Source organism: Microbispora catharanthi, assembly GCF_006334915.2.
Classification (GTDB): domain Bacteria; phylum Actinomycetota; class Actinomycetes; order Streptosporangiales; family Streptosporangiaceae; genus Microbispora; species Microbispora catharanthi.
Window position 1 is genome coordinate 44,778 of record NZ_VDMA02000032.1, and the last position, 13,954, is coordinate 58,731.

The window sequence follows — 13,954 nt, forward strand, 5'->3', positions numbered from 1 at the left end:
TATCTTAGCGACGAAATCCCTTGTCGTAGGCTCTTTCCTCTGCCAGAGTCGCGACAACTCAGCCACCACCAGGAGGTCAACGGTGACCACCCGTCTTCAGAACTTCGTGAACGGGAAGTTCGTCGACGCCGCCAGCGGCCGTTTCTCCGACGTCGTAGACCCTACGACGGGGGAGGTCTACGCCCAGGCACCGGTGTCGGGTCAGGAGGACGTCGACGCCGCGTACGCCGCCGCGGCGGCCGCCTTCGAGACGTGGGGCCAGACGACGCCGGGCGAGCGCGCGGCGCTGCTGCTGAAGGTCGCCGACGCGATCGAGGCCCGCGCCGACGAGATCAACGAGGCCGAGTGCCGTAACACCGGCAAGCCCCGCGCCCGCATGGCCGAGGACGAGACCCCGGTCGCCGCCGACCACTTCCGGTTCTTCGCCGGTGCGGCCCGCACCCTGGAGGGCCCCACCGCCGGGGAGTTCCTCGCCGACCACACCTCGATGATCCGGCACGAGCCGATCGGCGTCATCGGCCAGGTCACGCCGTGGAACTACCCGATGATGATGGCGGTGTGGAAGATCGCCCCCGCGCTCGCGGCCGGCAACACGATCGTGCTCAAGCCGTCCGACACCACCCCGGTCTCCACGCTGAAGCTGGCCGAGATCCTCGGTGACGTCCTGCCGGCCGGCGTCTTCAACGTCGTGACCGGCGACCGGGAGACCGGCTCACTGGTCGTCGGCCACCCGGCCGCGAGCATGGTCGCGATCACCGGCTCGGTCGGCGCGGGCATGTCGGTCGCCAGGACCGCCGCCGACGACCTCAAGCGCGTCCACCTGGAGCTGGGCGGCAAGGCCCCGGTCGTGATCTTCGAGGACGTCAAGGACATCAAGGCCGTCGCCGAGGCGGTCGCCGGGGCGGGCCTCTACAACGCCGGCCAGGACTGCACCGCCGCCTGCCGCGTGCTCGTGCAGGAGAGCATCCACGACGAGTTCGCCGCGGCGCTGGCCGAGGCCGCCGCCGCCACCAAGCTGGGCGGCCACGACGTGGAGGACGCCTACTTCGGGCCGCTGAACAACGCCAACCAGCTCGCCCGGGTCGAGGGCTTCTTCCAGCGGGTCCCCGAGCACGCGAAGGTCCTCACCGGCGGCACCCGCGTCGGCGACCAGGGCTTCTTCTTCGCACCGACCGTCGTGGACGGGCTGAAGCAGGACGACGAGATGGTCCAGGACGAGATCTTCGGGCCCGTCATGACCGTCCAGACGTTCACCGACGAGGCCGACGCGCTGGCCAAGGCCAACGGCGTCCGCTACGGCCTGTCCGGCTCGGTGTGGACCTCCGACCACGGCCGCGCGATGCGGATGTCCAAGCGGCTCGACTTCGGCATCGTCTGGGTCAACACCCACATCCCGTTCGTGTCCGAGATGCCGCACGGCGGCTTCAAGCACTCGGGCTACGGCAAGGACCTGTCCGTCTTCGGCCTGCACGACTACACCCGCGTCAAGCACGTCATGCACTACATCGGCGAATAGGTACGTCGGGCTGCGGCCGGACACCTATCGAAAAAGAGGGATAAGCCTGGAATGACAGAGATCCAGGCGGGCCCGGGGGCAGCCGTCGCGGCTGCCCCCGTATCAGGAGACGTGCCCGCCATCGAACTCGACAACGTGGTCAAGGAGTACGTCTCGCACGGCGAGGTCGTACAGGCGGTCAAGGGCGTGAGCCTGGCTATCGCGGAGGGGGAGTTCTTCTCCCTCCTCGGCCCCTCAGGCTGCGGCAAGACCACCAGCATGCGAATGATCGCCGGGTTCGAGGACCCCACACAGGGGGTCGTCAGGCTCCACGGGGAGGACGTCACGAACGTCCCGCCGAACAAGCGTGACATCAACATGGTGTTCCAGTCCTACGCGCTGTTCCCGCACATGAACGTCTGGGACAACGTCGCGTTCGGGCTCAAGCGCAAGAAGGTCCCCGACACGGAGATCAAGCGCCGCGTCGGCGAGATCCTGGAGGTCGTGGACCTGGTCGGCCGCGAGAAGCGCCGGCCGAAGGAGATGTCGGGAGGCCAGCAGCAGCGCGTCGCGCTCGCCCGCGCCCTGGTCAACCGGCCCCGCGCGCTCCTGCTCGACGAGCCGCTCGGCGCGCTCGACCTCAAGCTCCGCCAGGCCATGCAGATCGAGCTCAAGCGCATCCAGCGCGAGGTCGGCCTCACGTTCGTCTACGTGACGCACGACCAGAGCGAGGCGCTGACGATGAGCGACCGCATCGCGGTCATGCACGACGGCCTCGTGGAGCAGCTCGCGGACCCCCGCGAGATCTACGAGCGGCCCGCCAGCAAGTTCGTGGCCGGTTTCATCGGCACCTCCAACCTGCTGAGCGGGACCGTCCAGCAGGTCACCGGCGACACGGCCGTGCTCGCGCTCGGCGCGAGCGACCGGATCCTCATCCCCGCCGACGGCGCGCTCGCGGCCGGCGCCACGGTCGACCTCACGGTCCGGCCCGAGAAGATCAAGATCGCGAAGGATCAGCCGGAAGGCGACCTCAGCGTGGTGCGGGGGACGGTCGCCGAGGTCGTCTACCTCGGCACTTACAACAGCTACGTCGTGGTGCTCGGCGACGGCGCCGAGATCACGGTCTTCGAGCAGAACGCACACGACAGCACGATCACCGCCGAGCGAGGTGACACGGTCTGGCTCTCCTGGCAGCCCTGGCACTCCTACGCGCTGCGGTAAATCCCGCGTCGACTTCCTTCCCCCGTCGAACCCCCGCGACGAATCCCCGAATCCCGGTACAGCGAACCCGGTACAGCGAACCCGGAGCACGAACCCCATGAACGACCCATACAGGCAGGACCCCGCCCTCCTCCGCGGCATGACCCAGCGCCGGCTCGGCAGGCGCGACGCCTTCCGGCTCGCGGGCCTGTCGGCCGCCGGGCTCGCCCTCGCGGCCTGCGGCGTGCAGGGCAAGGGCGCGGCCAGGCCGTCCTCCTCCGCCCAGGCCCAGTCCGAGGTGGAGAAGTACTGGTCGGGCAAGACCAAGAACGGCCACGTGGACTTCGCCAACTGGCCGCTCTACATGGACCCCAAGCAGCCCGAGCTCAAGCAGTTCACCCAGCAGACCGGGATCACGGTGACCTACAAGGAGGTCATCCAGGACAACCCGAGTTGGTTCGCCAAGATCCAGCCGCAGCTCGCGGCCGGGCAGTCGATCGACTACGACCTGATGGTCGTCACCAACGGCCTGCACTTCACCCAGCTCGTCCAGCTCGGCTACCTCGTTCCGCTCGACCACGCCAAGCTGCCGAACTTCACGGCCAACGCGGGGGAGCGGTACAAGAACGAGTCGTTCGACCCCGGCAACGTCTACAGCATCCCGTGGGCCTCCGGCATGACCGGCATCGCCTACAACCCCAAGTACGTCGACACCCCGCCGACCAGCATGGCCGACCTCTGGAACCCCAAGTACAAGGGCAAGGTCGGCATGATGTCCGACTCCCAGGAGATCGCCAACTTCGGCCTGTTCGCGCTCGGCATCGACCCGGACACCTCGACCGAGGCGGACTGGCAGAAGGCCGCGGCCAAGCTCCAGGAGCAGCGCGACGCCGGCATCGTGCGCAAGTACTACGACCAGGCGTACATCGACCCGCTGGCCAAGGGCGACATCTGGCTCACGATGGCGTGGTCGGGCGACGTCTTCCAGAAGAACGTCTCCGACGGCACGGACCTCAAGTTCGTGATCCCGCAGGAGGGCGCGACCATCTGGACGGACAACATGATGATCCCGAAGACCGCGACGAACCCGGTCGACGCGATCATGCTGATGGACTTCTTCTACGACGTGAACGTGGCGGGGCACCTCGCGGAGTACATCAACTACGTCACCCCGGTCCCGGCCGCCAAGGACGTCATCGCCGCCGACGCCGCCAAGGCCACGGGCGCCGACAAGAAGCTCCTGGAGCAGGTGTCGACCAGCTCGCTGGTGTTCCCCAGTGCCGAGGACTACGCCAAGCTCCGGAGCTACAAGAACTTCAAGACGCCGCAGGAGCAGAAGAAGTTCGAGTCCATCTTCCAGGCGATCACGACGGCATGAGCAGGCTCAGGGCTTCGCTGACGCCGTACCTGCTGCTCTTCCCCGGCACGCTCTGGTTGGCGATCTTCTTCGTCATCCCGACGGTCGTCATGCTTTCGCTGTCGCTGCAGTCGGGCGACGTGGTCAACGGCTATGCGTTCACCTTCAACTGGCACAGCTACGTCGACGGGATCAGCACCTACCACGACCAGATCATCCGGTCCCTGGTGTACGGCCTGTTCTCGACGCTGATCCAGATCGTCATCGGGTTCCCCGTGGCGTACTGGATCGCCTTCAAGGGCGGCAGCCGCAAGTCGGTCTACCTGTTCCTGCTGCTGCTGCCCTTCCTGGTGTCGTTCGTGCTGCGCACCATCTCCTGGCAGTTCTTCCTGTCCGACAACGGCATGCTGCTCGGACCGCTCAAGTCGATGGGCCTGGTGCCGCAGGACTTCCACATCCTCGCCACGAGCGCGGCGGTGATCGGCGGCCTGGCGTACAACTTCCTGCCGTTCATGATCCTGCCGATGTACGTGGCGCTGGAGCGGATCGACCCGCGCGTCCTGGAGGCCGCGCAGGACCTGTACGCCAGCAAGGTGCAGACCTTCCTGCGCGTCGTGCTGCCGCTGTCGCTGCCGGGCGTGTTCGCCGGCGTGCTGATGACGTTCGTCCCGGCCACGTCCGACTACGTCAACGCGTCCGTGCTCGGCGGCACCAGCAACACGATGATCGGCAACGTCATCCAGAACCAGTTCCTGATCAACCAGGACTACCCGACCGCCTCGGCGCTGTCGTTCACGCTGATGGCCCTGCTGCTGGTGGGCATCTTCGCGTACGCCAGGGCGCTCGGCACCGAGGACGTGCTGGAGGTGGCGGCCCGATGAGGGGTGGCCTGCTGCGGGGCCGCGGCCTGCAGATCTACACCTGGCTCGTGATCGCGTGGCTCGTGCTGCCGATCGCCGTCATGATCCTGTTCGGCTTCAACGACACCCACGGCCGGTTCAACACGACCTGGCAGGGCTTCACGCTCAAGTGGTACGGCAAGCTGTTCGAGATCGACGACCTCACCAGGGCGCTGGTGAACTCGCTGCTCATCGCCGTGCTGACGATGCTGGTCGCCGGGGTGCTCGGGTCGCTGATCGGGCTGGCGCTCGGCCGCTACCGCTTCCGCGGGGCCGGGGCGATGAACCTGGTGATGTTCGCGGCGATCTCCTGCGCCGAGATCGTGATGGGCGCGTCGCTGCTGTCGCTGTTCGTCACGCTCGCCGTGCCGCTCGGGTTCTGGACGATCGTGATCTCGCACGTCATGTTCTCGATCTCGTTCGTGGCCGTGACGGTGCGGGCCCGGGTGATGACGCTCGACTCCTCGCTCGAGGAGGCCGCCCGCGACCTCGGCGCGAGCCCGTGGACGACGTTCCGCCTGATCACGCTACCGATGATCTTTCCTGGCGTGCTGGCGGGCTCGATGCTGGCCTTCGCGCTGTCGATCGACGACTTCGTCATCACCAACTTCAACTCCGGCGGCACGGTGACGTTCCCGCTGTGGATCTGGGGCGCCACCCGCGTGGGCATCCCGCCGCAGGTGAACGTCATGGGCACGCTGATCTTCGCGGCCGGGGTGCTGATCGCCGTGGCCAACGCCCTGGTGGCCCGCCGCCGCGCCAACGCGTAAGGGAAGTGGAATCCGTGGTTCCGTCGAAGGCGCTCGCCGACGCGGAGCGCAAGCCCTACTGGCTGGACCGGCCGATCGCGCCCGAGCCGCTGCCCCCGCTGACGGGTGACGTCACGGCGGACCTGGCGGTGATCGGCGGCGGCTTCACCGGCCTGTGGACCGCACTGATGGCCAAGGAGCGCGACCCCTCGCTCGACGTGGTCCTCCTGGAGGGCCGCGCGGTCGGGTGGGCCGCCTCCGGCCGCAACGGCGGGTTCTGCGCCGCGAGCCTGACCCACGGGCTCGGCAACGGGCAGGACCGCTGGCCCGCGGAGATCGCGACGCTGGAACGGCTCGGCCGGGAGAACCTCGACGAGATCGAGGCGACCCTCGCCCGGTATGGCGTCGACTGCTCCTTCGAGCGGACCGGCGAGCTGCGGGTGGCCACCGAGGAGTGGCAGCTCGCCGGGCTCGACGAGGAGGTGAGCGGGGCGGCCTCGCTCGGCCTGCGGCTGGAGCGGCTCGACCGCGAGCAGGTGCGGGCCGAGGTGGACTCCCCGACCTACCTCGGGGGCGTGTGGGACCGGCAGGGCGTCGCCATGGTCGACCCGGCGCGGCTGGCGTGGGGACTGCGCGACGTCTGTGTGCGGCTCGGCGTGCGCGTCTTCGAGCACACGCCGGTGCGCTCCCTGCACGACGACGGTGTCGCGCTCGAACTGGAGACGCCGAAGGGGCGGGTCAGGGCCGGGCGGGTGGCGCTCGGCACCGGCGTCTTCCCTCCGCTGCTGCGCAGGCTCAGGCACTTCCTCGTGCCGGTGTACGACTACGTGTTGATGACCGAGCCGGTGCCGGACCACCTGCTGGCGGAGGTCGGCTGGCGGGGCCGTCAGGGCATCGGCGACTCGGCCAACCAGTTCCACTACTACCGGCTGACCGACGACAACCGGATCCTGTGGGGCGGCTACGACGCCGTCTATCACAACGGCGGCCTGGTCAAGCCGGAGTACGACCAGCGCGACGCCACCTTCGAGAAGCTCGCCACGCACTTCTTCGAGACGTTCCCTCAGCTCCACGGCCTGCGCTTCACACACAAGTGGGGCGGGGTCATCGACACCTGCAGCCGGTTCAGCGCCTTCTTCGGCACCGCGTACGGCTCACGCCTCGCCTACGCCGCCGGATACACCGGCCTCGGCGTGGGCGCCACCCGGTTCGGGGCCAACGTGATGCTCGACCTGCTGCAGGGCCGGGTGACCGAGCGTACGGACCTGCGCATGGTGCGGCAGAAGCCGATGCCCTTCCCGCCGGAGCCGGTGCGGTCGGGCGTCATCCAGCTCACCCGCTGGGCCATCGCCCGGGCCGACGAGCACGAGGGCCGCCGCAACGCCTGGCTGCGCACCCTCGACGCCTTCGGCGTCGGCTTCGACTCCTAGGGACGCCGTTGGCCCGGTGCCTCACACCCCCGGCGCTCCGTCGATGCGTTCGCGGAGGAGGTCGGCGTGTAGAAGCAATCCCCCATAGCGGCGCTCCAGCACGGTCCACCACCAGTCGCATGTGGACTTGCCTCTCCGAGATCACTCCTCTGGCCGACGGTTGGCGCGACCGCATGCCGCTGTTTCACCTACGGGAGTTGCTGAGCAACATCGCCCACGGCGACGACAACTGGGGTGCCGCCCGGGCCCTACGCGAAATCGCCGCGCCTTTCGCTCACAGGTAGCCACCCGCACAGAAGCCACAGCCGACTGAGGAGCCCGGAGATGACCACAGAAGCCAAGCCGGCCGCTCCTGGCCGTGGCGCGGCCGCCGCATCCCGCCCGATCGCGCTGGTGACCGGTGTCGGCCGGACCGCGGGCATCGGCGCGGCGATCGCCCGCGAGCTGGCCGCGTCCGGCTGGGACATCGCGTTCACCTACTGGACGCCGTACGACGAGCGCATGGCCTGGGGCGCCGAGCCCGGCGCGGCAGACGCGGTGGGCACCGCACTCGCCGGGCAGGGTGCGGCATTCGCAGCGATCGAGGCGGACCTTGCCGATGCGCATACGCCGGCGCGGATTTTCGACGAGGCGGAGCGTCTGCTCGGAGGCGTCACCGCGCTGGTGATGTGTCACTGCGAGTCGGTTGACTCCGGCCTGCTCGACACGACCGTGGAGAGCTTCGACCGGCACTTCGCGGTGAACGCGCGTGCCGTCTGGCTGCTGATCCGCGAGTACGGGCGGCGGTTCCGCGGCGTGCAGGGGTCAGGGCGGATCATCGCCCTGACCAGCGACCACACCGTCGGCAACCTGCCCTATGGCGCGAGCAAGGCCGCGCTGGACCGGATCACGCTGGCGGCTGCGCATGAACTCGCCCATCTCGGCGTCAGCGCCAACGTCGTCAACCCGGGGCCCGTGGACACCGGGTGGATGTCGGATGAGGTACGGGCGAGATGCCTCGCGCAGACACCACTGGGCCGGCTCGGCACGCCGCAGGACACCGCGCACCTTGTGAGCTTTCTATGTTCCCCACAGGGGCAGTGGGTCAACGGTCAGCTGCTCATGAGCAATGGCGGATTCGCCTGAGGCGCCCATCACGGGTCACCTAGCGCACTCCATCGGGCCTGGGCCGGCTCGATCGGCTTGAAGACCATGCCAGCCGGGTCACCAGTGGCGATCCGCTCGGCGTAGGCGTCGCGGTGGATCAGCGACACGACCTCACGCTGCTCCCGGGCGCCGGCGGCGTCGAACCGCTTGAAGACGACATGTCCGGTCATTGCTGTTCCTCCGAGCTCTTCAGTCGCTCAGGTGGAGCCACCAGGTGATGTCGTCGCCGACGCGGGTGAAGCCGCACGCGCTGTAGAGCCGCTCGCCCTCGGGGGTCGCGTTCAGCACGGCGTGCCGCGCCCCGGCGGCGCGGGCGGCCTCGCACACCGCGTGCAGCAGGCCGGTGCCGAACCCGCGCCGCCGGAAGGGCTGCCAGACCTCCATGTCGAAGATCCCGGCCACGTCGCCGTCGAGGAACGACCAGGCCCGGCCCGCGAACCGGCGCGAGCGGGTGTAGGCGGCGGCGTACCAGGCGCGGGCCGGCCGCAGCCGGGTCAGCGCCAGCAGCTCGCGGTAGGAGGGATCCGTCTCCCGGTAGTCGGCGGTGTCCTCCTGCAGCTCGACCCCGGGGTCCGGGTGGCCGATCGGCCGGGACAGGTCGGCCGTCATCCACCAGGGCGCCCACCCGCGCTCGAAGCCCGCCTCCGCCAGCGGCGCCGGGTCGACGGCCGGATCGAGCCAGGCGCCCACGATGGGCCGTCCCCGGTCACGGGCCCGCTCGACGCCGCGGACGACGGCCGCGGTCGTCATCTCCCTCGGGAACATGAGGTTCTGGCCGTCCGGCCCGTCGATCCAGGTCAGCGGGCCGTCCGTCCACACCTCGCCGCCCAGGGCCCGGGCCTGGAGCAGGAACCAGCCGGTCTGGACGCGTCGGCAGTCGGCGATCGTCACCACAGCCGTACATCGTGCCATCCCCGCGGACGCGTCAGGCGGTGAGCCAGCGGAGCGGGTTCTCGTGGGTGATGAGACGCAGGGTGTCGCCGTCCACGCCGGCCTCCCGCAGGGCCGGGAGGACGGCGGAGAACAGCCGGCCGTAGCCCTGCCCGCCGTAGCCGGCCAGGTGCTCCCGCAGCCGTACGCCGCTGCTGAGCAGGACGCGCTCGGCGTGCCCGGAGTCGAGCAGGGTGAGGACGTCCTCGGCGTCGTCCACGCTCACGTACGCTCCGGTCTCGGCGATCTTGCGCTGGACCAGCGGGTCGCCGGCGCGGGCGCTGAGACGCCGGGCGGGGACGTTCTGCGAGAGCAGGAGTTCCAGCAGTTCCAGGCCGCCGGTCGCCACCGGGAGGTCGGTGCGCAGCGAGGCGCGGGCGGCGGCGGTGACGGCCCGTTCCTCGGCGGGCGTGGGCGTCTCGTCCCACGCGGCGGCGACGATGACGCCCGGCCGCGCGCCCGTCCCGTCGAGTCCGGCGCCGATCTCGTGCAGCAGGTCGGAGGTCAGGTCCTCCACGCCGTACCGGGTGATGGTCTCACCCGTGAACGGCTGCGCGGCGAACCCGGTGGCGGCCACGATCGGGACCCGCGCGGCCATCGAGATCCGGGCGAGCGCCGCGGGGTCGCGCGCCATCCCGATGCAGCTGTGCTCCACGACGAGGCCCAGCGCCTGTTCCCTGCCGAGGTGCTTGACCTCGGCCAGCACGTATCGCTCCTCGTCCAGCCACCGATGGGGATCGGAGTCCACGCCGATCCCCCAGCGGGTGTCGGTGCGCAGGTGCTCGTACGGCAGCACCGGCCCGTCGATCTCGGAGACGGGGACGGCGCCCGTGACGGTCTGGATTCGGGGAAAATATGCGCCGGACATGAACGGACATTAACCGATTTTTTGCCGAAACTGCTCGTGAATCACATGATTCTTTACGTTAAGCGGCGTAGGCGGGGTCAGCTCATCGTCTTGCCGCCGTTGACGGCGAGCCGCTGGCCGGTGACGAACCGGGCACCGGGGGAGGCGAGGAACGCCACCGTCTCGGCCACGTCCGCGGGCACGCCCATGTGCCCCAGCGGGACGTCGCGCAGGTAGCCGGTGTAGTCCTCCGGGGGGACGTCCGCGTGTCGTTCCACCGGGATCCAGCCCGGCTCGACGGTGTTCACCGTGATCCCGTACGGGCCCAGCTCCCGGGCCCACGACCGGGTGAGCCCGTGCATCGCGGCCTTGGCGGCGACGTAGTGCCCGAACTCCGGGTTGCCGAGGTCGGCGACCTCGCTTCCCACGTTGACGATCCGGCCGGAACCGGCCTCGCGCATGCCGGGCAGCACGGCCTGAAGGATCAGCAGCGGGGCCTTGACGAAGAAGCGGAGCTGGCCGAGATGGTCCTCCCAGGTCTGCTTCTCCACCGGCATCAGCGGCTGGGGTCCGGTGGCGTTGTTGACGACCACGTCGACCTGCCCGATCGCGGCCACGCCCTCCCGTACGGACTCCTCGTCGGTGACGTCGAACCGGGCCAGGCGGGCCGAGCCGCCGGCGGCGGTGATGCGGTTGGCGACGGCGGAGGCCCCGGCCGTGTCGTTGGCGTAGTTGACGGCGACGTGCCAGCCGTCCGCGGCGAGCCGTTCGGCGATGACGGCGCCCAGACCTCGTGAGGCGCCCGTGACCAGTGCGGTACCCATGGGAACCGTCCCTATCACAGATCACGTAGGGCAGGATGGTGCCCATGGATGAGATCGCCGCACTGGTGGACCGGGCCGAGATCGTGGACGTCGTCACGGCCGTCTTCGACACCGTGGACGCCAAGAACTGGCCGGTGTGCCTGGAGCTGTTCGACGACGAGGTGGACGCCGACTTCACGAGCCTCAACGGCGGGGAGCCCGCCCGGGTGAGCGCCGAGGCCCTCGTGGACGGGTGGCGCACCGGCCTGCACGCCCGCAAGCAGAGCTTCCACAGCGTGAGCAACTTCGCCGTGACGGTGGACGGCGCCGAGGCGCACGTGACCACCAAGGGGTACTCCTACAACCTGCTCGACGCCGCGCTGGGCGGCGGCATGTTCGAGGTGTGGGGCGTCTACCGGCTCGGGCTCGTACGGCAGGCCGAGGGATGGAAGGTCACGGCGCTGGCGTTCCACGCCTGGCACAGCCGCGGCGACGAGGCGGTGCGCACGCACAGGCTGGAGGGCTAACGGGTGATCGCCGGGGCCTCGGTGTGCAGCCGCCGCAGGACCCGGCGGAACGCCCAGATGGACGCCACGAAGGCCAGGCCGGTGACGGCGGCGACGGCGGCGGTGCGGATGATCAGGTAGTCGCCGATCGACTCGTGCAGCAGCAGCCAGATGCTCATGGCCGAGTTGACCAGGAGCACGAACGCCCACAGCAGGGTGATCCGGGCGAAGAAGGTGCGGACGCGCTCGTGCCGCAGCACGAAAGACGGCAGGTGGATGTAGTCGAGTGTGAGCCGCTGGACCAGCGGGCGGCGCATCCGCACCGACGCCAGGAGCACCATGCTGATGCAGATCGTGCCGAGCTCCGGCTGGATGAAATAGAGCACGGGACTGCCGGTCCACAGGCCGATCACGGTGCGGAAGGTGATCGCGATCGTCGCCATGATCATCGTCCCCGGCACGGGCTGACGCCGGATGATCCGCCACAGGACGCCCAGGTAGACCCAGGACACCGCGGCCATCAGCGCGCCGCGCAGGCCGAGCACCGCGAGGGCCGTGTAGAAGACCACGAGGGGGGCCACCACGCCTTCGAGGAGCCGGGGCACCGCCTGCTTGATCAGCGCGGTGAGCCGTGGCAATGCGAAGGGTGTGTGGTTCATGGTGACTCCAACGGGCCGGTGGGGGGACCGACGCTGTAGTTGGGCAACGCGCCTACCCGGACATAGCGGATGGAAACACCCGGGTTGGGCGGCCTCGTCGGTGGCTTACCGTACCTGACCGTCAGGCCTGCGGGGGCCGAATGCGCGAACCGCCCCCGCGCTTCATAACGGTACGGCATACCTCTCGCGGGCGTCCTGGTGGATGGAAAACCCCTGATCAGCGCTTTACCGGGGGTCGCTGGGCGCTTTCCCCGGCAGGCGGTGGACGCGGGTTACGTTGACGGCATGGACTCAGGTTTCGGCTACTTCGCAACGGATGATGCGGTTCGTCCTGATGCCTTGGCCCGGCTCGTCGAGCAGCGCGGCCACACGGCCCTGCTGTTCACCGAGCACACGCACATCCCGGTGCCGCCCGGCGGTCAGACGCCGAAGGACGAATGGGGCGGCGAACTGCCCCGGCGCTACTGGCACACCTATGACCCGTTCGTCGCCTCGATGGCCGCGGGCGCGGCGACGACCCGGCTGCGTGTGGGCACGGGCATCTGCCTCGTGCCGGAGCATGAGCCCCTCGGCCTGGCGAAGACGGTGGCGAGCGTGGACAACCTGACCGGCGGGCGGTTCGAGTTCGGCGTCGGCGCCGGATGGAACCGCGAGGAGCTGCGCCACCACGGCGTCGACCCGGCCCGCCGCTTCGCCGTCATGCGGGAACGGGTGCGGGCGATGCAGGAGATCTGGACCCGTGACGAGGCCGAGTTCCACGGCGACTTCGCGTCCTTCGACCCGGTCTGGTCGTGGCCCAAGCCGGCGCAGAAGCCCTACCCGCCGATCCTGGTCGGCGGTGTCGGGCCCCGCGTCTTCGACCGCGTGCTCGCCTATGGGGACGCGTGGCTGCCCAACTACGGCCCAGGGATCCTGGAGCGCGTCCCCGAGCTGTTCCGGCGGGCCGAGGAGGAGGGCAGGGACATCGGGGTCGTGATGCTGTCCGCGCCGGCCGACCCCGGCGCGCTTGAGCAGTGCGAGAAGGCCGGGGTCGCCCGGGTCATGGCCTGGCTGCCGTCGGCCGGATACGACCGGATCCAGCGGGCGATGGACGCCTTCGAGAACGCCCTCGCCGACCTGCGCGGCGAATGAGCACGGCCGGCGGGGAGGGGCGTCAGCTCAGTGTCGCGGTGGCCAGCTTGGCGCCGAAGCCGAGGAAGAGCGCGCCGACCCCCGTGGTGAGCCCGGCGGCCAGCTTGCGGCGGCGCCGGAAGTGAGCCGCGAGGAACGTGCCGCCGAAGATGAGCGTGGTCAGGTAGGTCACACTGAAGACCTGCACGATCAGCGCCAGGATCAGGAACGACAGCGCAGGCGCGCCGTACGACGGGTCCACGAACTGCACGAAGAACGCCACGAAGAACAAGATGGCCTTGGGGTTGAGCAGGCTGATCGTGAACGCCTTGCGGAACGGGTTGCCCACCGGCGCCGGGACGGCCTCCTGTGTCGCCTCCGCACCCTGCTCCTGTGTCGCCTCGGCGACCTGGGCCGGAGCCGCGCCCCGGGACGCCCGCAGGGAGCGCCAGGCGCCGCGCAGCATGCCGAAGCCGATCCACGCCAGATAGATCGCGCCCGAGTACTTCACGATCGAGAACAGGACGGGCGTGGACTTCAGCAGCGACGCGACCCCCGCGGCCGACAGGAACATGAGGACCGAGTCGCCGGCGAAGACCCCGGCCGCCGCCCGATAGCCCTGCCGTACGCCGCGCTGGGCGGCGGTGGACAGCACGAACAACGAGTTCGGCCCGGGCAGCAGGATGATCAGGAACGATCCCGCGATGTAGGTCCAGATGTTGGTGATGCCGAAGAACATGCCCGCTCCCGTCACGAAACCGCATGTCCTGTTATAGCCCTATCCAGGCGTCGGTCACAGCCGGTAGATTCCTATTGACTTGGT

15 protein-coding genes are annotated in these 13,954 nt (G+C 69.5%); 9 read left to right on the forward strand and 6 right to left on the reverse strand.

From position 1 onward, the window contains the following. Window positions 1–82: 82 nt before the first annotated feature. From FH610_RS38590 to FH610_RS38625, 7 genes are all read left to right on the forward strand, one after another. Window positions 83–1,516 (forward strand): gamma-aminobutyraldehyde dehydrogenase, encoded by a 1,434-nt coding sequence (locus FH610_RS38590; protein ID WP_139580185.1) that lies wholly within the window; start codon window positions 83–85, stop codon window positions 1,514–1,516. A gap of 51 nt (window positions 1,517–1,567) precedes the next feature. Next, on the forward strand, window positions 1,568–2,716 hold the full coding sequence (locus tag FH610_RS38595) for an ABC transporter ATP-binding protein (RefSeq protein ID WP_139580186.1): 1,149 nt from the start codon (window positions 1,568–1,570) through the stop codon (window positions 2,714–2,716). 97 nt (window positions 2,717–2,813) lie between these two features. Further along, window positions 2,814–4,073 carry a polyamine ABC transporter substrate-binding protein gene (locus FH610_RS38600; RefSeq protein ID WP_205826365.1) on the forward strand — a complete coding sequence of 420 codons (1,260 nt, stop codon included), beginning with the start codon at window positions 2,814–2,816 and terminating at the stop codon, window positions 4,071–4,073. Beyond that, window positions 4,070–4,933 (forward strand): ABC transporter permease, encoded by an 864-nt coding sequence (locus FH610_RS38605; RefSeq protein WP_139580187.1) that lies wholly within the window; start codon window positions 4,070–4,072, stop codon window positions 4,931–4,933. Before FH610_RS38600 ends, FH610_RS38605 begins: the two co-directional genes overlap by 4 nt. After that, a complete protein-coding gene (locus FH610_RS38610; protein ID WP_139580188.1) occupies window positions 4,930–5,721 on the forward strand; it encodes an ABC transporter permease in 792 nt (263 codons plus the stop codon). Before FH610_RS38605 ends, FH610_RS38610 begins: the two co-directional genes overlap by 4 nt. Window positions 5,722–5,735: 14 nt before the next feature. Next, window positions 5,736–7,130, forward strand: a complete 1,395-nt coding sequence (locus FH610_RS38615) for an NAD(P)/FAD-dependent oxidoreductase (RefSeq protein WP_139580189.1) — start codon at window positions 5,736–5,738, stop codon at window positions 7,128–7,130. A 324-nt stretch (window positions 7,131–7,454) separates the two neighbouring features. Continuing rightward, on the forward strand, window positions 7,455–8,255 hold the full coding sequence (locus tag FH610_RS38625) for an SDR family oxidoreductase (RefSeq protein ID WP_139580190.1): 801 nt from the start codon (window positions 7,455–7,457) through the stop codon (window positions 8,253–8,255). An 8-nt stretch (window positions 8,256–8,263) separates the two neighbouring features. Here FH610_RS38625 and FH610_RS38630 read toward each other — a convergent pair whose 3' ends face one another. The 4 genes from FH610_RS38630 to FH610_RS38645 form a co-directional block, all read right to left on the reverse strand. Beyond that, entirely contained in the window at window positions 8,264–8,446 is a 183-nt protein-coding gene (locus FH610_RS38630; protein WP_139580191.1) for a hypothetical protein, read from the reverse strand. A gap of 19 nt (window positions 8,447–8,465) precedes the next feature. Beyond that, window positions 8,466–9,170 carry a GNAT family N-acetyltransferase gene (locus tag FH610_RS38635; RefSeq protein WP_205826366.1) on the reverse strand — a complete coding sequence of 235 codons (705 nt, stop codon included), beginning with the start codon at window positions 9,168–9,170 and terminating at the stop codon, window positions 8,466–8,468. 31 nt (window positions 9,171–9,201) lie between these two features. After that, complete coding sequence (locus FH610_RS38640) at window positions 9,202–10,074, reverse strand: phosphotriesterase family protein (protein WP_139580192.1); 873 nt, start codon at window positions 10,072–10,074, stop codon at window positions 9,202–9,204. Between the two features lie 77 nt (window positions 10,075–10,151). Beyond that, window positions 10,152–10,877, reverse strand: coding sequence for an SDR family oxidoreductase (locus tag FH610_RS38645; RefSeq protein ID WP_139580193.1), 726 nt, complete (start codon window positions 10,875–10,877; stop codon window positions 10,152–10,154). A gap of 44 nt (window positions 10,878–10,921) precedes the next feature. Between FH610_RS38645 and FH610_RS38650 the strand changes: the two genes are divergently transcribed. Beyond that, on the forward strand, window positions 10,922–11,383 hold the full coding sequence (locus tag FH610_RS38650) for a nuclear transport factor 2 family protein (protein WP_161628191.1): 462 nt from the start codon (window positions 10,922–10,924) through the stop codon (window positions 11,381–11,383). Here FH610_RS38650 and FH610_RS38655 read toward each other — a convergent pair. After that, on the reverse strand, window positions 11,380–12,021 hold the full coding sequence (locus FH610_RS38655) for a VC0807 family protein (RefSeq protein ID WP_139580195.1): 642 nt from the start codon (window positions 12,019–12,021) through the stop codon (window positions 11,380–11,382). The two genes, FH610_RS38650 and FH610_RS38655, sit on opposite strands and share 4 nt — an antisense overlap. Window positions 12,022–12,360: 339 nt before the next feature. Between FH610_RS38655 and FH610_RS38660 the strand changes: the two genes are divergently transcribed. Then, window positions 12,361–13,152, forward strand: a complete 792-nt coding sequence (locus tag FH610_RS38660) for an LLM class F420-dependent oxidoreductase (RefSeq protein WP_240809447.1) — start codon at window positions 12,361–12,363, stop codon at window positions 13,150–13,152. A 22-nt stretch (window positions 13,153–13,174) separates the two neighbouring features. On the opposite strand, the gene leuE is transcribed toward FH610_RS38660, so the two are convergent. Continuing rightward, a complete protein-coding gene (gene leuE, locus FH610_RS38665; RefSeq protein ID WP_139580197.1) occupies window positions 13,175–13,870 on the reverse strand; it encodes a leucine efflux protein LeuE in 696 nt (231 codons plus the stop codon). Between the last annotated feature and the right edge of the window lie 84 nt (window positions 13,871–13,954).